Here is a 22,589-nt window from a genome sequence, read left to right as displayed (position 1 = left end):
GACGGATTCGGCGGCGGCGCGCCTCACTGATTGCGATATCTGTTTGCAGGAAACGACACGGGAACCCGGAACGAAAAACGCCGCCCCAACTGGGGCGGCGTCTGTTTTGGCATTAAGACCTGCGCTTATTCAGCGGCCTGCGTGCTTGCATCAGCATGCTTGTCGCGCCGACCATCACGATAAAGCGCCTTGGTCAGCGAAACCATCATCAGCCCCATAACAACAGTAAAGGGCAGAGCACCAATGATCATCGCATTGCGCAACGCGTCCATCGGGTTGTTTTCACCAGCGGCCAAGATCAGCGCACCGATCACGGCGGTCAGGATAACACCCCAGATGATACGGTGCTTGACGCCGGTTTCCTGGCTGCCACCGGACATGATGGTGTTCATAACCAGAATGCCCGAGTCCGCGGAGGTCACCAGGAAGGTCATGATCAGGATCACGCACATGACGTTCAGCATGGACAGAAGCCCACCGTCGATCATGTAAGACAGCGTCACGAACAGCTTGTTGGTGTTCGACGCACCGATGATCGCGCCTTCAGCTGCACCAGCCAATTCCAGATCAATCGCAGTACCACCTAGAACAGTCATCCACGCAAAGCAAACCAGCGCCGGCGCCAATACGCAGCCCAGAATGAACTCACGCACAGACCGACCCTTGGAGATGCGCGCCAGGAACAGGCCCACAAACGGTGAGAACGCAATCCACCAAGCCCAGTAGAAGGTGGTCCAGCCCGACTGCCAGCCAAACTGACGGCCTTGCTCACCTGCTGCATAAACAGCCGCCAGCGTGTCGTCACTCAACTCAGCCGCAGCACCTTCAAGACCGCTCTTAAAGCCGTCAAAGCTGCCCCATGCGTTGGTTGCGCCACCCACCAGATCAGCCGCATGCGCCTGCGCTTCTGCAGGCAGAGCCGCTGCAAACGCTTCGGTCGACAACGGACCGTATGCTCCAAAGCTCAGCGAGAGGAAGTGCAGAAGGTAGTCAAACAGTGCTGTGCCATAGGTTGTCATGGCGAATACGAAAGAGCCGAAGATCACAAAGGTGCCCAGCAGGATGATCGACAGAACAAGGTTCAGGTTCGACAGGTATTTAACACCGCGACCAACACCCGAGACCGCCGAAATAATCGACAGACCCATGATGACAACCAGACCCGCGATCAGACCAACTTTGCTTGGCGTGGGTACTTCACCGCCAAAATCCATGATCCATTCCATGCCGGTGATTGCATACAGACCGTCGATGAACTGGCTGACACCAAACCCGATCGTAACGGACACACCCAGGATCGTTGCAACAACGCCCAGAACGTCAACGACGTGGCCGAGGAAACCGTTCATCAGACGACCGAAAAGCGGGGTAAGAGCCGCGCGAATGGTCAGAGGCATGTCACGAGTATAGGCGTAGTAGGCCAGCGACAAGCCGGTCACCACGTAAATTGCCCAGGCATGAAAGCCATAATGCAGGAAGGTATACCGATACGCGGATTGAACGGACTCTGGATCATTGCCTGCAACTGCACCGGCCACGACCTCGGGGTTCGATCCCCACAGACCCAACGGTTCAGCGGTGGCAAAAACCATCAGGCCGACACCCAGACCTGCTCCGAACATCATCGAGAACCAGGAGAAGTTCGAAAACTCGGGTTTTTCGCCCGCTGTTCCCATAACCCGCTTTCCGGTCGTTGGAAGGATGGCAACAATGACGAGGAAGATGACAAACAGGCCGACAATGACCACGTAGAAGCTGTTGAAGATTTCCAGCAACTTTCCATTCCAGCTGCCAAGTGTGCTGTTGGCATTGGCCGGGAAGACAAGTGCCCACAGTACAAGGGCAACCATGATGCCCTTACTGATTAGGGCGATTGGGACGCTGTAATTTTCATAGAATCCGGCATCGGCCGTTTCTATTTCTAGATCCGTAAAGGGTTCGGGTATCGACATGTTGCTCCTCCGTGGTGCTGTATCAATTGCGAAACTGTCTCTGCATTTCACGCAATTCGCCCAATCGCCTCGAACGATGGGGAAGGTGCTGCAGCAGACGTATCGGCTCTTTCTTGTTTCGTTTCTGTGTTTCAGAAATGCGGCACCGCCGCATGGTCTTACGCCTTCTGAGTTGCATTGAATTCAACACACCGTGCAATCAGGCGATACTCGGTCTTACCAACTGGGAATGGGTTCGCGCCTCCTTCACTTCCCCTTTCGACCTTTCCCGTTTGTCAGTTCGGGACATCATTGTGTCGCAGTACCGTCTTGCGACGTCCGGAAAATTCTCTCGAAAAGCCCGAAAAACACAACGTTTGTTGGTAGAACTGACTATAGTGGCGCTCCGTTCTAAATTCGGCCAGAACCGACGCATTGACGAAAAATGCGACATCCGCCTTTAACTTGAGCCAGAAAAACATCAAATCATCAAAAGCGCTATAGCTTTCACCTTCAAAAAAACTAAAACTGAGTTGATAAAAATTAAACTAAACCGAAAAACGATTCACCAGCTTCGATGTCCAGACGCCACTACAACCTGCCGCCGCTGACAACCTTGTCAGCTTTTGAGGCCGCCGCCCGCCATCTGAGTTTTAAGAACGCCGCCGTTGAACTGTCTGTCACACCCGGCGCGGTCAGTCACCAGATCAAGGCACTAGAAGGCGATCTGGACACACCGTTGTTTCAACGCAAGCATCGCGGCGTTGATCTGACCGAGGATGGCAAGGCGCTTTATGACGCGCTGTCCACGTCCTTCGGCCGCATCTCAAAAACGCTGAGCATGATCCGCGACCGATCGACAGCCGGAAAGGTGACCGTAGGATCGACAACCGCGGTTGCCGCGTTGTGGTTATCTCCGGCCGTCATTCGGTTCTGGCGGGACATGCCCGAGGTCAATGTTGATCAGCTGTCGCAGGACCGACCCTTTCGTGACCGGCCCGACGTCGACTTTTTCATCCGCTACGGGCGGGACAGCGATCCCAACCTGTCACACACCCCGCTGTTTCGCGACCAGCTAGTCCCGGTCGGAAGCCCGGAGATGGCAAAACGGCTTGCGGATGCCGGTCTTGAGGATCTGACTTCTGAACGGCTGATCCATCTGGAGTCAGAAGACCGCACCTGGACCACCTGGCCCGAATGGTTCCAGCAGTTGGGATTTAATGGCGCAGTGCCCATTGAATCCCGCGTCAACAGCTATTCAGTCGCGCTGCAGCTTGCGCGCAAGGGTGCCGGGCTGGCGCTGGGTTGGCAGCGGCTGATCCAACCCATGCTGCAATCAGGCAAACTGGTTCCTATCGGCACGCATCAAGTGCCCGCTCCGAACCAGTTTTACCTGGTCGGGCGACCGGATGAAGAACTCTCAGACAGTGCCCGCGCCCTGAAGAACTGGATCGTTCAAGAGGTTCAGGAAGGTTCGGTTTAGGTGAAATCACTCTCTGATGAGCTTTTCTGATATTGAGACTAACAGGTGCAATCCGCCAATAGGGATTAATAGCATCCAGCAAAACCTCAGGAGAGCCCGATGAACAAGCATAGCGCGCTGTCTTCCGTTCTGGCCGATGTAAACGTCGCAAATGGCCTGCCGAACGAACATTACATCGATCCGACCGTTTTTGACGAAGAAAAGCGTTCTGTGCTGTATGCCAACTGGTCCGGGATCGGCTTCGGCAAGGATGTTCCGGAAGAAGGCGATGCAAAACCAGTCGATTTTCTGGGCATGCCGCTGCTGATTGTCCGGGACAAGGACGGCGAGGTTGGCGTTTTCCAAAACACCTGCCGCCACCGCGGGATGATTCTGGTAGACACGCCGCGCAAAATCGGCGGCGCAATCCGCTGCCCCTATCACAGCTGGTGCTACAGCCTGAAAGGTGAGCTGCGCGCAACCCCGCATGTGGGTGGTCCCGGCCAGAACAAGCACGAAGACGTCAATCGCGAAGACCTGGGTCTCGTTCGCGTACGCTCCTATGTCTGGCGGGATGTGATCTTTGTGAATGTCGATGGCAATGCGCCAGAGTTCGAAGAGGTCCACGGCCCCCTGCTGGAACGTTGGAAGGAATTTGAGAAACCCGTCTTCCACGGCGGTGAAACGTCCTCATTCAAGCTTGAGGTCAAGACCAACTGGAAGCTTGCGGTCGAGAACTATTGCGAAAGCTATCACCTGCCATGGGTGCATCCCGGTCTGAACAGTTATTCGCGGCTGGAGGATCACTACAACATCGAAGAGCGCGGTCAGTATTCGGGCCAAGGGACCCTGGTTTACCGCCAACTGACAGATCAGGACGGCGCAACCTTCCCGGATTTTGACGGGCTGAGCGACAAGTGGAACGAAGGCGCAGAGTATATTGCGGTTTATCCAAACGTTCTGTTGGGTGTGCAACGCGATCACGTATTTGCCATTGTGCTGGAGCCGGTCGATCAGGAAAACACGGTCGAACATATCGAGCTGTACTACGCCAAAAGCATTGATGACACTCCGCAGCATGATGGACTGCGTGCCTCGAACGCGCAGCTGTGGAAGACGGTATTCGAAGAGGATGTCTTTGTGGTCGAAGGCATGCAAAAGGGCCGGCATGGAATGCTATTCGATGGCGGTCGGTTCTCGCCCGCGATGGACGGCCCGACGCACAACTTCCACCATTGGGTCGCGACGCAAGTTGAAAACGGCCGCGCGGAGTAACCCTTTTGGATTGTTCAGCCGCCGGGTGGCTGACCGGTTGCCCGTAGAAGGGGACGCCCATGAACAAACAGGAGCTGGATCGCCTCTTGCTGGACGCACATGATCGAAATGATCATGCCGATCTGATCCGATGCTATACGATAGCCGCGGATGAGCATGAAGCGATGCAAGACATCGACGCCGCCTGTTTCTACCTGACACATGCCTTCATTTTCGCGCTGGAATCCGGCGCGCCCGAAGCTGATGCGCTGAACCAACGGCTGGTCGCATATGGCCGGGCGCATAAGCTGGATTTCTGAGTTTAGCCTCAGATTAAACTCACTCAACCCAACTTGAAATTTATGTCCGTTGCCGATGCCATTACGATGATGACACATGGCCGCGGGACCAACTTTGATACGGCAGGCTCATGAAAACGAATGCACAGGCGGTGGTGATTGGCGGCGGGGTGATCGGGTGCTCGATCCTCTATCATTTGACCAAACTGGGATGGTCGGATGTGGTGCTACTGGAACGGGATGAGCTGACGTCAGGCTCGACCTGGCATGCGGCGGCAAACATCCACGGGCTGCATGACAGCACCAATATCAGCCGCATTCAGCACTATACGATGAACCTGTACAAAGAGCTTGAGGCCGAAACCGGCCAAAGCTGCGGCGTGTTCCAGCCCGGCTCGCTTTACCTCGCTCAAACCGAAGAACGCGAACATCAGCTGAAGCTGCAAGCCGCTAAGGCCAAGCTTTACGGCATGAACTTTTATGAGATCAGCATCGAAGAGGCCCAGCGACTGAACCCGCTGGTCAACTACGATGGCATCCGCTGCGTGATGTACGAACCAGACGGTGGCAATGTGGATCCATCGGGCGTCACAAACGCCTATGCGGCGGGCGCCCGGCAACGCGGAGCCGAGATCCATCGATTTACCCCCGTCACGGCGACTGACCAGCAAGAAGATGGCACTTGGATCGTACGAACACCCAAGGGCGACATCCACACCCCTTGGGTCGTAAATGCCGCCGGTCTGTGGGGGCGAGAAGTCGCCAAACTTGCCGGAATTGAGCTGCCCCTACAACCGACTGAGCACCAGTATTTCGTGACCGAAACAATGGCGGACGTGGCAGCGCATGGCACCCGGCTGCCCTCGGTCAGTGATCGTGACGGCGAGTATTACTTGCGGCAGGAAGGTCAGGGCCTGCTGGTTGGCGCCTATGAAAAGGACATGAAATTCTGGGCCGAGGACGGCACGCCACTCGACTTCGCGCATGATCTCTTCCCCGACGATCTGGAACGGATCGAAGAGAATATGATGAACGCCATCGAACGTCTGCCCGCCGTGGGTGAAGCCGGTATCAAGCGGGTTATCAACGGGCCGATGATCTGGTCGCCCGACAGCAACGTGCTGATGGGACCAGTGCCCGAGGTCGACGGCTATTTCTGTTGCAACGGTATCATCCCCGGCTTCTCACAATCTGGCGGCATGGGCCTGATGGCGGCGCAATGGATCATCGAGGGTGAAACGCAGTACGATATGTTCGCCTGGGATATGGCTCGGTTCGATGACTGGGCGACGAAAGAGTTCACAATGGCCCGCGTTCATGACCAGTACGCCCACCGGTTCGCCATTCACTTCCCCAACGAAGAGCGCAGCGCAGGTCGTCCGGCGCGTACGCGCCCTGTCTACGACACGCAGGCTCAAATGGGTGCCGTCTTCGGCCTGAATGCTGGTTGGGAACATCCGCTATGGTTCGCAGGCACTCCGGGCGCCAACGACACCAATGGTTTTACGCGTCAGAACTGGTGGGGAACGGTTGGCGAGGAATGCCGTATGCTGCGTGACCGCGCAGGGATCATCGATATCTCGAACTTTGCCAAATATGTCTGCAAAGGCCCCGGGGCCGAGGGTTGGCTCAACGCAGTTTTCGCCAACACGATGCCTAAGGCTGTAGGTCGGTCCTGCCTGACGCCGCTGATCTCGAAACGCGGAGGAATCGCTGGGGACTTCACCGTTACCCGCGTGGCCGAGGACGAATTCTGGATCATCGGTTCAGGCATGGCGGAACGCCATCACAAGCGGTTCTTCAAGCAGGTTCCTCTGCCCAAGGGCACCACTTTCGAAAGCAAGACCCAAGCTGTGTGCGGGTTCAACGTCGCGGGCCCAAAATCACGCGAGATTTTACAACGACTCACTAATACCTCACTCGCCACGGAGGATTTTCCGTTCATGCGGTCAGCGAAAATCGAACTGGCCGGGATCGAAGTGCTGGCCCTGCGGGTCTCGTTCACGGGTGATCTGGGCTGGGAGGTACACTGCACCACCGAAGATCAGGCCGGCCTGTATGACGCGCTGCTTCAAGCCGGTCAGGAGTTCGGCGCGGGTCCAGTTGGCAGCCGGGCGTTGATGTCTTTGCGCGTCGAAAAGGGGTATGGATCGTGGAGCCGCGAATACAGCCCTGAATACTGGCCGCATGAGGTAGGTCTGGATCGGCTGTGCAAGTTCAGCAAAGACTTTCTGAACAAGAACGCAGCCGAGACCGTTTTAGCCAACCCTGCCCGCGAACAGCTTGTCCTTTTGCATCTGGATGAGGCCGACACCAGCGCGTCGAACGCCGACGCGACTGGCGGTGAGCCAATCTTCAAAAATGGTCAGGGTATCGGCCGCGTGACCTCAGGCGCTTATGGTTATTCCGTCGGCATGTCTCTGGCGCTTGGCTTTGTAACCGATGCCAAAGCAGGGGATGAGGTCGAGGTGATGGTATTGGGACGTCCGCACAAGGCGACCATTCTGTCCGAGCCGCCTTTTGATCCAAATGGCGAAATCCTACGCGGCTGAATAAACCGTGAACGGTGCCTGACCCTACGGGAGGCTGTTCTCACGCATTTCAGCGCCTATAGTCTGACTCAACCATATCGGTCGTTTTGGGAGGGACGGGCGCATGGAATATCAAACCGATATGCTGATCGTCGGCGCTGGGTTTTCCGGCCTGACGATGGCGATTGAGGCCCGCAAACGCGGCATCAAGGACATTGCAATCCTTGAAAAAGCGAACGAGATTGGCGGGACGTGGCGCGAGAACACCTATCCCGGTGTCGCATGTGATATCCCATCGCACCTCTATTCCATGGCAACGCATCTGAACCCGGACTGGAGTCGGGCCTACGCGGGCGGCGCTGAAATTCAGGCCTACTTGAAAAAGGTCTGCCTTGATGAGGAGATTTACCAGCTGTGCCATTTCGGTCAGCAGCTGAAATCTGCCCGCTGGGACGGCATGCGCTGGCAGGTGGAAACCGAAAGTGGGCAGCGCTGGTCGGCGCGGTTTCTAGTCTCGGCCATAGGGGCACTGCATCTGCCCAGCATCCCCGATTTACCCGGTGCGGACAGTTTTCCCGGGCCTTGCTTTCACTCTGCCGAGTGGGATCACGACACGCCGCTTGAGGAAAAACGCGTCGCAGTTGTCGGAACCGGCGCATCCGCTGTCCAGTTTGTTCCAGAAATTGCGAAAACTGCTGCACACGTCACAATCTTTCAACGCAGCGCGCCCTATGTCCTGCCCCGCCCGGATGGCCCAATCGCGCCGTGGTTACGCCGCCTTTACCGCAGCATCCCGGTGTTACCTTGGGCACGCCGGAAACTGATTTACGTGGTCTTCGAGTATCGCCACCGCGTGTTCCGCGGCGAAAGACGGATGGTGAATTTTGCCATGAAGATGTGGCGCAATTCGTTGGATAGCGCGATCGCCGACCCCGGCCTGCGAAAACAGCTGACGCCAGACTATAGGATCGGCTGCAAACGCATCCTCAGCTCAAACGATTGGTACCCGGCACTGGCGCGTGAAAACGTGACGGTTCTCCCGCACGGTGTGGCATCAATTGAGGGCGATCAGATCATTTCATCTGACGGAAGCCGTACACAGGCCGACGTTCTGATCTGGGGCACCGGGTTTCATGTGACAGATGTTGTTGAGCGCCTCGACATAACGGGATCCGATGGCTTGACACTGCGCCAGGCATGGTCGGACGGGATGAAAGCGCATCTGGGCACCGCCATCGCAGGTTTCCCCAATTTTTTCATCTTGCTCGGGCCACATACTGGCCTCGGTCACAACTCGGTTGTGCTGATGATCGAAGCACAGGTTCGCCACATCGGCCGAGTGCTGGACCAGATGAACCGCGACGGACTACTAATCATAACACCCCGCCCGGACTACCAGGAAGCCTTCGAACAGGAGATGCGCGAACGGCACGAAGGCAGCGTATGGCAGGTGGGTGGCTGCGCCTCATGGTATCAGGATGCACAGGGCCGGAACACGACGCTTTGGCCTGGGACCGTTTCAGAGTATGAAAAGCGCATGGCGCAATCCGGGCTGGAACAATACCAACCTGCCCCTTTCTCAGGCGGAAAGTGATGAGATGACCACAATTCTAGTTATCGCCCTTCTGGTCGGCGGCTTCTTTGTCGGCATGAACCTGTGGACCCGGCGACTGACCCGGCAGGGGTTGCAGCGCGTCCCGCAACTTGGACAGATTGTCCCGGTGCGCGGCGGCAGCATTCATTACGTGGAAATGGGCGACCCCACTAAGCAGACAGTCATCATGATCCACGGGCTTGCGGGGCAGTTGCAGCATTTCACCTATTCTCTGATGGACCTGTTGGCGGACGACTATCACGTCATCGCAGTCGACCGCCCTGGCTGCGGATACTCAACCCGCGATAGCGCCGATCTTGGGCGCCTGCCCGAACAGGCCCGCATGATTCAAGAGTTTCTGGACACCAAAGGCATTTCCAACGCCGTTCTGGTCGGGCACTCATTGGGCGGGGCCGTATCGCTGGCCATGGCGTTGGAACACCCGGAGAAAACCAAAGCGCTCGCTTTGCTCGCCCCGTTGACGCAAAAGCTGTCGAACACGCCGCAAGTTTTCAAACCATTGGAAATACGTACCGAGTGGTTGCGCAACTTTATCGGCAACACGATCGCTGTCCCCATATCGGCTAAGACCGCCCCGCATACATTGGGAGCCGTTTTCTATCCGGAACCCGCGCCAGATGACTTTCTGGACCGCGCCGGCGGTGCGCTGGGGTTGCGCCCTTCGGCCTTCATTACCGCGTCGCAGGATGTTGTAGGGGTGGATGAAAGTATCGGAGCCCAGGTAGACCGCTATGCCGACTTGTCCGTACCCGGCGGCATTCTGTACGGGGCACAAGACACCATACTTTCACCCAACGCCAACGGTGCCCCCATGACCCGGTTCGGGCTGAGCGACGAAAAGATAGAAGGGTTGGGCCATATGATCCCGATCACCGCACCCGACGACTGCGCAGCCTTCATTCGTAGAATTGCTGATACTGCTGGGGTCGCTGCACAACAGGCAACCAAAGCAGATTGATCGGGGCAAAAATAATCTCTGTAAGGCGGTGTTTCCCCCTTGACCCTTTCCGGCCCCTCGCTTAAATCGCCTCTCACTCATGGCGGAGTAGCTCAGTTGGTTAGAGCAGCGGAATCATAATCCGCGTGTCGGGGGTTCAAGTCCCTCCTCCGCTACCAAATTCCCATTCAAATTATACCGTCGCAATCACAGGCCCAAACACCGCTTGTGATCTTGTCGCTGTGGCAGAATTGCGCTGCATCCCGGCGTATCAGGAAACTCGTTAGTCGGACCTTGCATGGTCGAGATATCAATTACGCTCCGAAACCATCCTCGCAAAGTTCAGTTACTTTATAAGGGCAGTAGTCATCGCCCCATCGTCGCTAACCTTCCCGCAATAGTGCGACAATTTTTTCAAGTTCCGCGCGTCGCCTCGATGGATGTGGAAGGTTTATCACCAGCGACCGGCCTGTTTCGCAGGCCTGCGCCGATACACGCACCAAATGCCCGGCCTTGAGCGCAGGTTCGATCAGACATCCATGCGCCATCAAAGCACCAGCCCCGGACTTTGCCTCTTCAACTGCAAGACCGTAAAGCGAATATTTCGGCCCTTTGTTAGGATCGCTGATGATTGTCCCCGTCTCCTCGGACCACCGCCGCCAGTCATCATGCCACGTCTGATCGTGCAGCAGCGGTGTGGATTCAAAATTGAAACTCTCGGCCAGTTCCGGCGCGCAAACCGGGAAAATGACGTCCTCCGCGATTACAATTTGATCAGCCGCCCCGTCAGGTTCGGCAATGAAGACCGAAAGATCAAACAGATCACGTGATAGGCGAGGCGATGTTTCCATGGCCGTTACCGAAAACTTCATGTCCGGCCCAGTGTTTCGGATTCGCCCCAAACGCGCCGGCAGCCAAAGTTGCGCGACCGAAGGCAGGGCGGCGATGTGGATCTCAACGCTCGGGCTCAGGTTCCGCAGGTTCTGCGTTGCGGCGGCAAGCTGATCGAAGGCCAGGGTGAAATCACCGGCCAGTTGGCGCCCGGGCGCGGTCAGCTCAACCCCTTGCGCGTTTCGCCGGAACAGAGGCACATCCGCCCACGCTTCAATTGTCTTTATATGTTGCGAAATCGCACCGGGAGTGACGCTCAGCTCTTCGGCAGCAGCTACGAAACTGCCCAGCCTTGCCGCAGCTTCAAAAGCGCGGAGTGCGTTAAGAGGTGGCCCTTTCGGGCGTCTTGGGAGAACAGCCATTGCCTTAGACTCAGTTTTTCTACGCCAAGAAATAGCAATTCTGATTTGCGATGTCGCCTCAATTGTTCAATCTGGTGACAAGCAGGAGGTCACAGACATGACAATCACACACCGAAATTGGGTCCCGGATCAGTGCGAAACCCGGGTTCAACAAATCGCCGTTAAGGCGTCTCAGGCCTCGTCTGATGAACTGATCAAACGGATCGATGATCTTGCGACCCGAAACCGCGAGATCCACGAGCGAGAGTGTTTCAACCTAAACCCCGCAACCAACGTGATGAACCCAAAGGCCGAGGCCCTGTTATCGTCGGGCATCGGGTCGCGGCCGTCGCTGGGCTATCCCGGCGACAAATATGAGATGGGGTTGGAGGCCATTGAAGAGATCGAAGTGATCACTGCCCAACTCTGCGCCGAGGTCTTTGATGCCAAATTTGCCGAAATCCGGGTGCCGTCGGGCGCGATTGCCAACCTTTATGGTTTTATGGCCACCTGCAAACCTGGCGATACAATAATTGCGCCCCCAGCCTCCATCGGTGGGCACGTGACCCATCACTTAGCGGGATGTGCCGGTCTCTTTGGTCTGCGCACGATTGAGGCGCCGACGGATGCTGACGGTTATACCGTCAATCTGGATCAGCTACGCGCATTGGCTCTGAAAGAACGGCCCAAGCTGATCACTATCGGGGGCAGCCTCAATCTGTTCGAACATCCCGTAATAGAGGTCCGGCAGATCGCTGACGAGATCGGGGCCAAGGTCATGTTCGACGCTGCGCACCAATGCGGGATCATCGCAGGCAAAGCGTGGAGCAATCCGCTGGCCGAGGGCGCGCATTTCATGACGATGAGCACTTACAAAAGCCTGGGCGGCCCCGCTGGTGGTTTGATCGTCTCCAATGACGCTGAAATTGCGCAAAAACTCGACGCGATTGCCTTTCCGGGAATGACGGCCAACTTCGACGCGGCCAAGTCCGCAGCGTTGGCCGTAACAATGCTGGACTGGCGCGACTTCGGCCAACAATACGCGGCCGAAATGATCTCGACGGCGCAAGCGCTCGCGGAACGATTGGACTCTCGTGGCGTTCCCGTCTTTGCGGGTCGGGAAGGGTTTACCAACTCACACCAGTTTGCTGTGTTGGCAGAATCTTACGGCGGCGGGCAAGCGGCGTCCAAAACGCTGCGCCGCGCTGGGTTTCTTGCTTGCGGAATTGGGCTGCCTGCACCCGAAGTAAAAGGGGACATGAACGGCCTTCGGTTCGGGACGCCTGAACTGGTCAGATGGGGGATGTCGTCGCAGGACGCTGATCGGTTGGCGGCATTGATCACCTCTGGATTGGCGGGCGCGGATATCGCCGCCGAGGTTGCAGAGTGGCGGCAGAGTTTTTCAAAACTGCATTTCTTGCACTGACGGCACGTTGGGTGCTATCCAAGGCGCTTTCGTCGCGCCCGCATGATTGCGCCCTTTGCATCGTATATGGGCGCGGGCCGACCGTTATGGCCCGCGTTTTGGCATTTCACATTGCCAGATCCGGTTGGTTCCGAGTTATCTCATACGTTTGGGTTTGACCGGATCGGGTCACCTGCAAGATCAACGTCTGCGCATTTTCGAACCGCTCGAAATACGCAAACCGAATATTAGCCAGCGCTGTAATATCCTGGCACTGAATCAGGTAGTCGGCCAAAAAATCGCTATGTTGATCTTGATCAGCAGACTTGGTGGTATTGTCCTGCCCCAATCCTTCACCCGTAAGGGTGACATTGGCTGATGCGGTAACGCATCCGGCCTCTTCCGGCAGCACAAACAAGCCCAAAGGTTTGGACAGGTCTGAGACCGCAACCGCCACCTGCGCGCGATCGTCATCGGTTTCGGCCGGCCCTTCAAAACCAATGATGTCTGCAGAAGGCACGTTGAGGGACAAAGTAAATGCCTGATCAGAAAAGGCGATATCCACATATCCCGTACCATGTTCATGGGCAGGGCCTTGCACCTGCGATAGAACAATCGCCGGTGTCAGCATCAAAGCAATGGCTGCACATTTCATAAACAAAGCACCATCCAACAAGGAATCACGTCGTCCATTCTAATGTGATTAATACCCCGTGCAATCGCGGCTTCGGCCCACCTACCCCGCTAATTATGGGGAAAGGGTGCGACATTTATTTCTGACAATAAGACTCAGGTTGACTTAACTTACTAATTCACTCAGTTTTTAGCCCATGCGCGTCGCCAAGGCGGCGCTAGTGAGTTTTTTCTGACAGGAAAGTGTCACCTCCATGACCAAATTTTTTGCCGCCACCAGCGTCTTGACCCTTGGAATCGCGACTGCAACATTTGCCGATGCCCCCGCGAAGATCGACGTTCTGACCACCTACGCGAACATCGCCGAAGCCAAATATGACGACAGCCTGATCGCGGCAAAGTCGCTGCAGGCCGCCGTAAACGCGCTGATCGATGATCCGTCAGACGCCACACTCAACGCAGCACGCGCCGCTTGGGTTGCCGCACGTGTTCCTTACCAGCAGACCGAGGTTTACCGTTTCGGCAACGCGATCGTTGACGAATGGGAAGGCAAGGTAAACGCATGGCCGCTGGACGAAGGGCTGATCGACTATGTGGACGCAACCTATGGCGGTCCGACTGACGAGAACGAGTTCGCCGCGCTGAATGTCATCGCCAACCCCAGCTTTGAGCTGTCGGGCAAAACCATCGACGCCAGCGAAATCACCCCGGAATTGCTGGGCGGAACCCTGCACGAAGCCGACGGGATCGAGGCAAACGTTGCCACAGGCTACCACGCAATCGAGTTCCTGCTGTGGGGCCAGGATCTGAACGGCCATGGCGCGGGCGCAGGCGACCGTCCGTATACCGATTACGTTCAGGGTGATGACTGCACCAACAGCAATTGCGATCGCCGTGCACAATACCTTAGCGCTGCGACTGACCTGCTGGTCAGCGACCTGGAATGGATGGCCACGCAATGGGCCGAAGGTGGCGAAGCACGCGCAGCCCTGACTGCCGATGAAACCGCAGGCGTCAGCGCCATTCTGACCGGCATGGGTTCACTGTCCTATGGCGAGCAGGCCGGTGAACGTATGCGTCTGGGCCTGATGCTGAACGACCCCGAAGAAGAGCATGATTGCTTCTCGGACAACACCCACAACAGCCACTACTACGATGGTCTGGGTGTTCAGAACGTCTATCTCGGCAGCTACACCCGTATCGACGGCACCCCGGTCAGCGGCGCATCCTTGTCTGATCTGGTGATCGCCAGCGACCCATCTCTGGATGCCGAGATGAAGGTGAAACTGGCCAACACCATGCAGGCGCTGGGACGTCTGAAATCGACCGCAGAGGCCGGTTTTGCCTATGACCAGATGCTGGAACGCGGCAACGAGGGCGGCGAAGTGCTGATCATGGGCGGCGTAAACGGACTGGTCGATCAGACCAAGACGATCGAGCGCATTGTGACCGTTTTGGAACTTGACCAAATCGCGTTCGAAGGTTCGGACAGCCTGGACAACCCAGACGCGGTTTTCCACTAAAACACCGGGCCTACACCCAAGGGAGGCGGCAGGTGCACGCCGCCTCCAAATCTTGTGAGGTACCTTTGATCTGTTGCCTCTGGACGTTTCCAAATTAACTTACTAATACAGTAAGAAATACAACTCAGAGCCCTGATTGCTATGATCGTATGCCACTGCACAAACATCTCGGATCACGATATCCGCGCAGCTATCGACTGGATGCGCACGTCTGATCCTTACGCGGTCATTACCCCTGGTAAAATCTACCATGCCCTTGGAAAATCAGCAGATTGTGGCGGGTGCATGCCGCTTTTCCTAGACTCGATGCGCTCCAGCGATAAGTTGGAGGTCCCGATGCAGCTTCGCGCTCTTCGCAGCGAGGTAACACCGGAGAATGCAGATGAAGGGCGACCCCAAGGTCATAGAATATCTCAACAAATCTCTGCGGCATGAACTGATGGCGGTCAGCCAGTATTGGCTACATTACCGCCTGCAAGAGGATTGGGGCCTCGGCCACATGGCCAAGAAAAGCCGCGAAGAATCCATCGAAGAAATGGGGCACGCAGACAAGCTGATCGAGAGAATCATTTTCCTGGGTGGTCACCCGAATCTGCAACAGCTTGATCCTTTGCGCATTGGCCAGACTCCAAAAGAGACGTTGGAATGCGATCTGGCGGCAGAGATCGACGCCCGGGCCTTGTACAAGGAAGCGCGCGAATACTGTCAGAGTGCTGGGGACTACGTCACTATGTCTCTGTTTGAAGGATTGCTGGTGGATGAGGAAGGGCATATCGATTTCCTCGAAACACAGCTGGACCTGTACGAAAGGATTGGCGAAGCCAATTATGCGCAACTCAACGCATCGAAAATGGACGAAGGCGCGTAAGCTTTCGCTGGTGACGGTGGCCGCCCTTGCGGCCACCCAATCCCTGTCAGCCGAGCTACGGGATCTTCACCTGAACTACCTTCCCAGAACCGAAGACGAACAAGCGAGGATTGCGCGCGTAACCGCCGCACCTGACGATTTCAGCGCGCCGCAGCGCTTTGAAGAGTTGCCCGGTGGTGCCGCAACTGTCCGCGTGCGCACCGACGCAGATGCGTTTTCGCAGCCCTCGGGCAACCTGAGTTTCGAGCAGGAGCTTGACTTCAAAGTCGGCAACGGCCTGTTCAAGAAAATCTGGGTGTCATCTCCGTCATCCACACTGGCCTCAGATGGGTTGGGGCCGCTCTACAACGCACGATCCTGCCAACGCTGTCACATCAAAGACGGGCGCGGGCATACGCCCAACGGGCCAGATGACAACGCGATTTCGATGTTCCTGCGCGTGTCCATCCCTGGCACATCCGAAGACGGGTACGCCGAGATCGAAGACTACATCGCCACCCTGCCCGAACCGAATTACGGCGGGCAGATGCAGGATCTGGCCCTTCCCGGCCACCCGGCGGAATACAGGTTGGATATCACTTACGAGGACGTTCCCGTCACGTTGGCTGATGGGGAAACCATTACCTTGCGCCGCCCGACCTACGAGGCTGCGGATCTGGGTTATGGCCCGCTGCACCCCGACGCCATGATAAGCCCACGCGTAGCCCCGCAGATGATCGGCCTGGGTCTGCTCGAAGCGATCCCGGTCGGGGACTTGTTGGCGAACGCGGACCCCGAAGACGGGAACGGCGATGGAATCTCCGGCCGCCCCAACATCGTATGGGCGATTGAATATGGCGCGCCGATGGTGGGCCGGTTTGGCCACAAGGCAGGCATGCCCACGATCATGGAGCAATCCGCGGCGGCCTTCGCCGGGGATATAGGCATTTCCAGCCCGCTCTATCCAGCGGCGCACGGCGATTGCACTGATGCGCAAGTCGATTGCGTGAACGCGCCGCATGGTGATGGCGACGACCGGACCTTCGAAATCGATCAAATCGGCATGGATCTGGTCGCCTTCTACAGCCGGAATCTGGGTGTCCCGACCCGGCGGAATATGAACGACGCTGACGTGTTGCGCGGCAAGCAGGTGTTCCACGACACCGGGTGTGCATCGTGCCACACGCCCTCGTTCGTAACGCATCGCATGGAAGATCGCCCCGAGCACAGTTTTCAGCTGATCTGGCCATACACAGACCTGCTGCTGCATGACATGGGTGAAGGGCTGGCCGACAACCGACCCGAGGCGCGTGCAACGGGTCGTGAATGGCGGACACCACCACTTTGGGGGGGCGGCCTAACCCAACAGGTGTCGGGCTATACGCAGTTTCTACATGATGGGCGGGCGCAATCGTTGCTCGAGGCGATCCTGTGGCACGGCGGTGAGGCGCAGACAGCGCGTGACACCGTCGTCGGGATGCCAAAACCCGACCGCGATGCCCTTATCCGTTTTCTAGAAAGCCTTTGACCCATGCGCGCCTTCGTACTTGCCCTTTCCCTGACGTTGCCGCTGGGCGTATTTGCCCAAGAGCGCGGCCCGATCCTGTCCGACACCATCGAGGCGCACATCCTACCCGGCTATGCCAGACTGACGGAGGCCACCGACGAATTGGCCGAGGCAGCGCAGACAGATTGCAACCCAACCTCGGTCGCGCTTCGCACTGCATACCACGCGGCGTTTGACGACTGGATTTTGGTCAGTCATCTGCGCTTTGGCCCATCTGAGGCAGAAGACCGCGCGTTTGCATTGGCGTTTTGGCCCGACACCAAGGGCTTTACGCCCAAAGCCCTGTCCGGCCTGATCGCTGCTGAGGATACAGCCATTCAATCCCAGGATGCCTTTGCGGAAACCTCCGTAGCCGGACGCGGTTTTTTCGCGCTGGAACTGATGCTCTACGATCCACGGTTCACCGATCTGGGCAGCGCCGAGTATCGCTGCGCGCTGATGCAGGCCATAACCGCAGATATTAACCGCAACGCGATGGCAATTGACGCGGATTGGGTAGGCTACGCGCCGGCATTGGCAAATCCGGGCGAAAACAGCCCATACCGGTCGGAAGACGAAGCCATGCAAGAGCTTTATAAAACCCTGATTACTGGTCTGGAATTCACGGCCGATACCCGCCTTGGCCGCCCGATGGGTACGTTCGACCGCCCCCGCCCAAAACGCGCCGAGGCGCGGCGTTCGGAACGTTCACTGCGCCACGTGCAGCTGTCTCTGACCGCCTTGCGTGACCTTGCCGCGCGCCTGTCGGCAGATCATCCGGACATCGCGGCAGATCTGGACGGCGCATTCGCTGCAGCCATCGACCGGGCGCAGTCGCTGAACGATCCGGCGTATGCCGGGGTGGCAAACCTGCAGGGACGGTTCCGCCTTGAGGCACTACAGCAATCCATCAACAATATCCGCGCCATTGCCTCGACCGAGCTTGGCCCCACACTGGGCATCAATGCCGGGTTCAACTCACTGGACGGGGATTGAACCGTGAAAAGCCGTCGAAGCTTTCTCGCTGGGTTGGCTGCTGCCAGCCTTGCGCCCTTACGTGGATGGTCCGCTGTCGGCGCACCGGATTATCTGGCCGCCGCACTGTTCCCGGATGGGACTTTTCGGCTGGCCGGGTTGGATATGGGCGGTGACATCCTGTTTTCTCTGCCGTTGCCCGCGCGCGGGCACGCGGCGGCGGCGCATCCCCACCACGCGCAAGCGGTGGCTTTTGCACGCCGTCCGGGAACATTTGCAATCATCATCGACTGCGCGACCGGCACACAGACCGCTGTGTTAGAAGCCCCAAAAGGCCGCCATTTCTATGGGCATGGTGTGTTCTCAACCGATGGAACGCGGCTGTTCACCACCGAAAACGATTATGAGACCGGTCAGGGCGTGATTGGTGTCTGGAACACAGATGACTACACACGAATTGGCGAGTTCGCTTCGGGCGGTGTCGGTCCCCATGACATGCGTCTCATGCCAGATGGTCGCACATTGGTTGTGGCAAATGGCGGGATCGAAACCCACCCAGAAACAGAAAGAACCAAGCTCAACCTGCCTGTGATGCAACCGCGCCTGACCTATCTGGACCAAAATGGCGGGGTTCTTGAGCAGGTAGAACTGCCACAAAAGCTTCACAAAAACTCGATCCGCCATTTGGCCGTGCGACCTGACGGTTTGATCGGGTTCGCGATGCAATGGCAAGGCGATACATCGCAACATCCTCCCCTTTTGGGTTTGCATCGCCGTGGCGAAAAGCCCCTGCTACTCAGAGCGCCCGACGCTGACCAAAGCACGTTGCAGGGATATGCGGGCAGCATCGCCTTTTCCGGTGCAGGCGAAACAGTCGCTATCACCTGCCCCCGCGGCAATGCCGTGCACCGTTTTCGGGTCGCGGACGGACAGCTTGATGGCGTCTTCCTGCACGAGGATGTTTGCGGCCTTGGCACCGCATCAAACGGGTTTGTGTTCACAACCGGGACTGGAGTCATCGGGCAATTGTCCACAAACAAGGCCCAAATATCCAACCGGGCTGATTGCCAATGGGACAACCATTTGATCCCAATTCGCACAGCTGCATGAATTCGGAAAATTCCGCCTCATAGATTACACTTGGAAGAATCATATAGCTGCCGTATTGGCGGGCGCGAAACTGGCACCCTGACTTAAAAGGACTGACTTGATTGAAACACACGCCCGACGCACCGCATTCCATCTACGGAGTTGAGAAATGGGGCAAAGGTCTCATTGAGGTGACGGAGCAGGGCGAAATCGGTCTGCGCAATCCGATGGCCCCCGAGGCCGAAGCGATCAGCTTACCGGGTATTCTCAGTGATCTAGATGAACGCGGCATCAAAGCGCCGATGATACTGCGCGTCAGTTCTTATCTGGAACACGAGATTGTCCACATTAACGAGAGCTTTCGCGATGCGATTGCACGCACCGGCTACAAGGGCAGCTATCGCGGTGTTTTCCCGATCAAGGTGAACCAGCAAGCGCAGGTGGTCGACCGGATTGTCGAGTTCGGCAAGAAATACAATTATGGACTTGAGGCCGGGTCAAAGCCTGAACTGGTGGTGGCCTTGGCGCATCGTCTGGCCAGCGAGGCGCTGATTGTCTGCAACGGCGTCAAAGATGCCGAGTTCATTCAGTTGGCCATCCTCAGCCGCAAGATCGGGTTCAACACGGTCATTGTTCTGGAAAGCCCGAAAGAGGCTGACACAGTAATCCAAGTTTATAACGAACTGGGCATCGAACCCCTGATCGGTGTGCGGGTCAAACTGACCAACCAGATCAGCGGCAAGTGGGAAGAAAGCTCGGGTGATCGATCGGCCTTTGGCATGAATACAGATCAGCTGGTCGCTACGGTGGACAAGCTGAAGGCGGCGGGCTTGCTGCATTGCCTGAAGCTGCAGCACTCACACCTTGGCTCGCAGGTGCAGGACGTCAACGATGTACGTCGCGCGGTGGGCGAAGCCTGCCGCTATTACACTGAACTGACACGCGAAGGCGTGCCGCTTACCCATCTGGATCTCGGCGGTGGCATGGGCGTGGACTACACAGGTGAGAAGAAGGCCGCGGAGAACTCGATCAACTACACTGTCGAGGAATATTGCGCCAATGTCGTGGAAACCGTCGCCTATGCGATGGATGAGGCAGAAGTGAACCACCCTACCCTGGTCACTGAAAGCGGCCGCGCCGTGGTGGCAACATCGTCGATGCTGGTATTCAACGTGCTGGAAAGCACTTTGTATGACGCACCCAACGGACCAAAGGTCGAAGCGGACGATCACCATCTGGTCTCAGACTTGGCTGCAATCAACGGCTATCTCAGCAGCGACCGACTGCAGGAATGCTGGAACGATGCGAATTTCTACCGCAACGAACTGCGCGCGCTGTTCCGCCGCGGCTATGTGGACCTGCGCCAGATGGCCCGCGCCGAACGGATCTACCTGTCGCTGATGGCCCGCCTCAAGGCGCTGGCCGCAAGCGATGATCTGGACACGGATGTGGATGATCAGCTTGAGAAAGTGGCCGATATTTATCACTGCAACTTCTCGCTGTTTCAGTCGCTGCCTGATGTCTGGGCCATTGACCAACTGCACCCTATCGTGCCGTTGCAGGGCCTGAACCAGACGCCAGATCGTCGCGCGGTGCTGTCCGACATCACCTGCGACAGCGACGGCAAGATCGACCGGTTTATTCTGGCCGACGGCGTCTCGCCCAGCCTGCCGGTGCATTCCCTGCCCGAAGATCAGGAATACCTCATGGGCGTCTTCTTCGTCGGTGCCTATCAGGAAACGCTGGGCGATCTGCACAACCTGTTCGGCGACACCAACGTTGTCACCATCGACCTGCGCGCGGACGGTGGCTTTGACTTGCTGCACGAGCAAGAGGGCGACACGATCAGCCAGGTTCTGTCTTATGTCGAGTTTGACCCCAACGATTGTGTCGCCGCGTTCCGCAAAATGGTGGACGAGGCGATCTCGACCGGTACTCTGATGGCCAAGGACCGCAAAACCCTGATGGGCGCCTATCGCGACTCCATCAACGGCTACACCTATTACGAATAACTCCAGAGAGGAGATGACCCCCATGGGAACTTTGAGTGGCAAAACACTGGTTGTCGGCGCGGGCGGCGTATCGCACGCGGCCGTGCACAAGATGGCAATGAATTCGGACATCTTCACCGAAATCACTCTGGCCAGCCGGACAAAATCGAAATGCGACGCCATCGCCAAAGCAGTGAAAGATCGCGTGGGCGTTGATATCGCCACGGCGGAGCTGGACGCCTACAAGGTCGAAGATACCGTCAAGCTGATCAAGGAAACCGGGGCCGAACTGCTGGTGAACCTCGCCCTGCCCTATCAGGATCTGGTGCTGATGGATGCGTGTCTTGAGGCGGGCATTCATTATCTCGACACTGCGAACTATGAACCCGAAGACGTGGCCAAGTTCGAATACCACTGGCAATGGGCCTATCAGGACCGGTTCAAAGAGGCTGGCCTGACCGCCATCCTCGGCTCGGGCTTCGATCCGGGTGTAACCAGCGTGTTCGCCAAATGGCTGAAGAAACACAAGCTGGACACCATCCGCCAGATCGACGTGTTGGACGCCAATGGCGGTTCGAACGATCAGGAATTTGCCACCAACTTTAACCCGGAAATCAACCTGCGCGAAGTGCTGGCCGAAGTGCGCCACTGGGAAAACGGCGCATGGCATACCAGCCCGGCGATGACCACAAAGGTCGAATACGATTTCCCCGCCATCGGCCAGAAAAACATGTACCAGATGTACCACGAGGAATTGGAGTCGCTTACGACCCACTTCCCCGAGATTGAGCGTGCCCGCTTCTGGATGACCTTCGGCGATGCCTACATCATGCATGCCAAGGTGCTGGAAAACGTCGGCATGACCCGCATCGATCCGGTGATGCATGACGGCAAGGAAATCATCCCGATCCAGTTCCTGAAAACTCTGCTGCCCGATCCCGGCGATCTGGGTGCCGAAACTAAAGGCAAAGCCTGCATCGGCGACATCGCCACGGGTCAGGCCAAGGACGGCTCCGGCGAGAAGACCTATTACATCTACAACATCTGCGATCACGAAGAATGCTACGCAGAAGTCGGCAGCCAAGCCGTCAGCTACACCACCGGCGTCCCCGCCATGATCGGTGCGGCGCAGGTGCTGAAAGGCAACTGGTCCGAGCCCGGTGTGTGGAACATGGAACAGCTGGATCCGGACAACTTCATGGACATGCTGAACGAACACGGCTTGCCATGGCAGGTCCACGAACTCGACGGTCCGGTCGAGTTCTAATTTCATCTTTTCCCAAATACTCCGGGGGTCCGGGGGCAGAGCCCCCGGCCTC

General features: G+C 57.2%; 18 protein-coding genes and 1 tRNA gene. 16 read left to right on the top strand and 3 right to left on the bottom strand.

Features of this window, described 5'->3' with window-relative positions; genetic code table 11:
- Positions 1-125: 125 nt before the first annotated feature.
- Positions 126-1,952, bottom strand: coding sequence for a BCCT family transporter (locus tag AC2FJE_RS16755; protein WP_282121115.1), 1,827 nt, complete (start codon positions 1,950-1,952; stop codon positions 126-128).
- Between the two features lie 556 nt (positions 1,953-2,508).
- Here AC2FJE_RS16755 and AC2FJE_RS16750 point away from each other — a divergent pair.
- From AC2FJE_RS16750 to AC2FJE_RS16720, 7 genes are all read left to right on the top strand, one after another.
- A complete protein-coding gene (locus AC2FJE_RS16750) occupies positions 2,509-3,414 on the top strand; it encodes a LysR substrate-binding domain-containing protein (protein WP_496757311.1) in 906 nt (301 codons plus the stop codon).
- Between the two features lie 99 nt (positions 3,415-3,513).
- Positions 3,514-4,668 (top strand): aromatic ring-hydroxylating oxygenase subunit alpha, encoded by a 1,155-nt coding sequence (locus AC2FJE_RS16745; RefSeq protein ID WP_496757309.1) that lies wholly within the window; start codon positions 3,514-3,516, stop codon positions 4,666-4,668.
- 59 nt (positions 4,669-4,727) lie between these two features.
- Positions 4,728-4,967 carry a hypothetical protein gene (locus tag AC2FJE_RS16740; RefSeq protein ID WP_496757307.1) on the top strand — a complete coding sequence of 80 codons (240 nt, stop codon included), beginning with the start codon at positions 4,728-4,730 and terminating at the stop codon, positions 4,965-4,967.
- 110 nt (positions 4,968-5,077) lie between these two features.
- Positions 5,078-7,498, top strand: coding sequence for a GcvT family protein (locus AC2FJE_RS16735; RefSeq protein WP_496757306.1), 2,421 nt, complete (start codon positions 5,078-5,080; stop codon positions 7,496-7,498).
- Positions 7,499-7,601: 103 nt separating this feature from the next.
- Positions 7,602-9,071: a flavin-containing monooxygenase gene (locus AC2FJE_RS16730; protein ID WP_496761189.1), complete on the top strand. Its 1,470-nt coding sequence runs from the start codon at positions 7,602-7,604 to the stop codon at positions 9,069-9,071.
- A gap of 4 nt (positions 9,072-9,075) precedes the next feature.
- Complete coding sequence (locus AC2FJE_RS16725) at positions 9,076-10,050, top strand: alpha/beta fold hydrolase (protein ID WP_496761187.1); 975 nt, start codon at positions 9,076-9,078, stop codon at positions 10,048-10,050.
- A gap of 81 nt (positions 10,051-10,131) precedes the next feature.
- Positions 10,132-10,208, top strand: a tRNA-Met gene (locus AC2FJE_RS16720).
- 204 nt (positions 10,209-10,412) lie between these two features.
- Here the strand turns inward: AC2FJE_RS16720 and AC2FJE_RS16715 are convergent.
- The gene (locus AC2FJE_RS16715) at positions 10,413-11,282 is read right to left on the bottom strand and encodes a LysR family transcriptional regulator (protein ID WP_496761186.1); all 870 of its coding nucleotides are present in this window, start codon (positions 11,280-11,282) and stop codon (positions 10,413-10,415) included.
- A gap of 97 nt (positions 11,283-11,379) precedes the next feature.
- On the opposite strand from AC2FJE_RS16715, the gene glyA reads away from it, so the two are divergent.
- Positions 11,380-12,687 (top strand): serine hydroxymethyltransferase, encoded by a 1,308-nt coding sequence (gene glyA, locus AC2FJE_RS16710; RefSeq protein WP_496761185.1) that lies wholly within the window; start codon positions 11,380-11,382, stop codon positions 12,685-12,687.
- A gap of 106 nt (positions 12,688-12,793) precedes the next feature.
- Here glyA and AC2FJE_RS16705 read toward each other — a convergent pair whose 3' ends face one another.
- Entirely contained in the window at positions 12,794-13,321 is a 528-nt protein-coding gene (locus AC2FJE_RS16705) for a ZrgA family zinc uptake protein (RefSeq protein WP_472722983.1), read from the bottom strand.
- Positions 13,322-13,553: 232 nt separating this feature from the next.
- Between AC2FJE_RS16705 and AC2FJE_RS16700 the strand changes: the two genes are divergently transcribed.
- From AC2FJE_RS16700 to AC2FJE_RS16665, 8 genes are all read left to right on the top strand, one after another.
- The gene (locus AC2FJE_RS16700; protein WP_496761184.1) at positions 13,554-14,822 is read left to right on the top strand and encodes an imelysin family protein; all 1,269 of its coding nucleotides are present in this window, start codon (positions 13,554-13,556) and stop codon (positions 14,820-14,822) included.
- Positions 14,823-14,963: 141 nt separating this feature from the next.
- Complete coding sequence (locus AC2FJE_RS16695) at positions 14,964-15,257, top strand: (2Fe-2S)-binding protein (RefSeq protein WP_496761183.1); 294 nt, start codon at positions 14,964-14,966, stop codon at positions 15,255-15,257.
- Positions 15,205-15,690 (top strand): bacterioferritin, encoded by a 486-nt coding sequence (gene bfr, locus AC2FJE_RS16690; protein WP_496761182.1) that lies wholly within the window; start codon positions 15,205-15,207, stop codon positions 15,688-15,690. The genes AC2FJE_RS16695 and bfr overlap by 53 nt, the downstream gene beginning before the upstream one ends.
- Positions 15,650-17,197, top strand: coding sequence for a di-heme oxidoreductase family protein (locus AC2FJE_RS16685; protein WP_496757290.1), 1,548 nt, complete (start codon positions 15,650-15,652; stop codon positions 17,195-17,197). Before bfr ends, AC2FJE_RS16685 begins: the two co-directional genes overlap by 41 nt.
- A 3-nt stretch (positions 17,198-17,200) precedes the next feature.
- Positions 17,201-18,211, top strand: a complete 1,011-nt coding sequence (locus tag AC2FJE_RS16680) for an imelysin family protein (protein WP_496757288.1) — start codon at positions 17,201-17,203, stop codon at positions 18,209-18,211.
- A 3-nt stretch (positions 18,212-18,214) separates the two neighbouring features.
- The gene (locus AC2FJE_RS16675) at positions 18,215-19,300 is read left to right on the top strand and encodes a DUF1513 domain-containing protein (protein ID WP_496757285.1); all 1,086 of its coding nucleotides are present in this window, start codon (positions 18,215-18,217) and stop codon (positions 19,298-19,300) included.
- Positions 19,301-19,401: 101 nt separating this feature from the next.
- Positions 19,402-21,291: a biosynthetic arginine decarboxylase gene (speA, locus tag AC2FJE_RS16670; RefSeq protein WP_496761181.1), complete on the top strand. Its 1,890-nt coding sequence runs from the start codon at positions 19,402-19,404 to the stop codon at positions 21,289-21,291.
- A gap of 22 nt (positions 21,292-21,313) precedes the next feature.
- The gene (locus AC2FJE_RS16665; protein ID WP_109312396.1) at positions 21,314-22,537 is read left to right on the top strand and encodes a saccharopine dehydrogenase family protein; all 1,224 of its coding nucleotides are present in this window, start codon (positions 21,314-21,316) and stop codon (positions 22,535-22,537) included.
- Positions 22,538-22,589: the final 52 nt, after the last annotated feature.

The sequence above is a fragment of the Ruegeria sp. CDSC002 genome (assembly GCF_059610905.1).
This window is presented reverse-complemented; position numbering and strand designations above follow the sequence as displayed.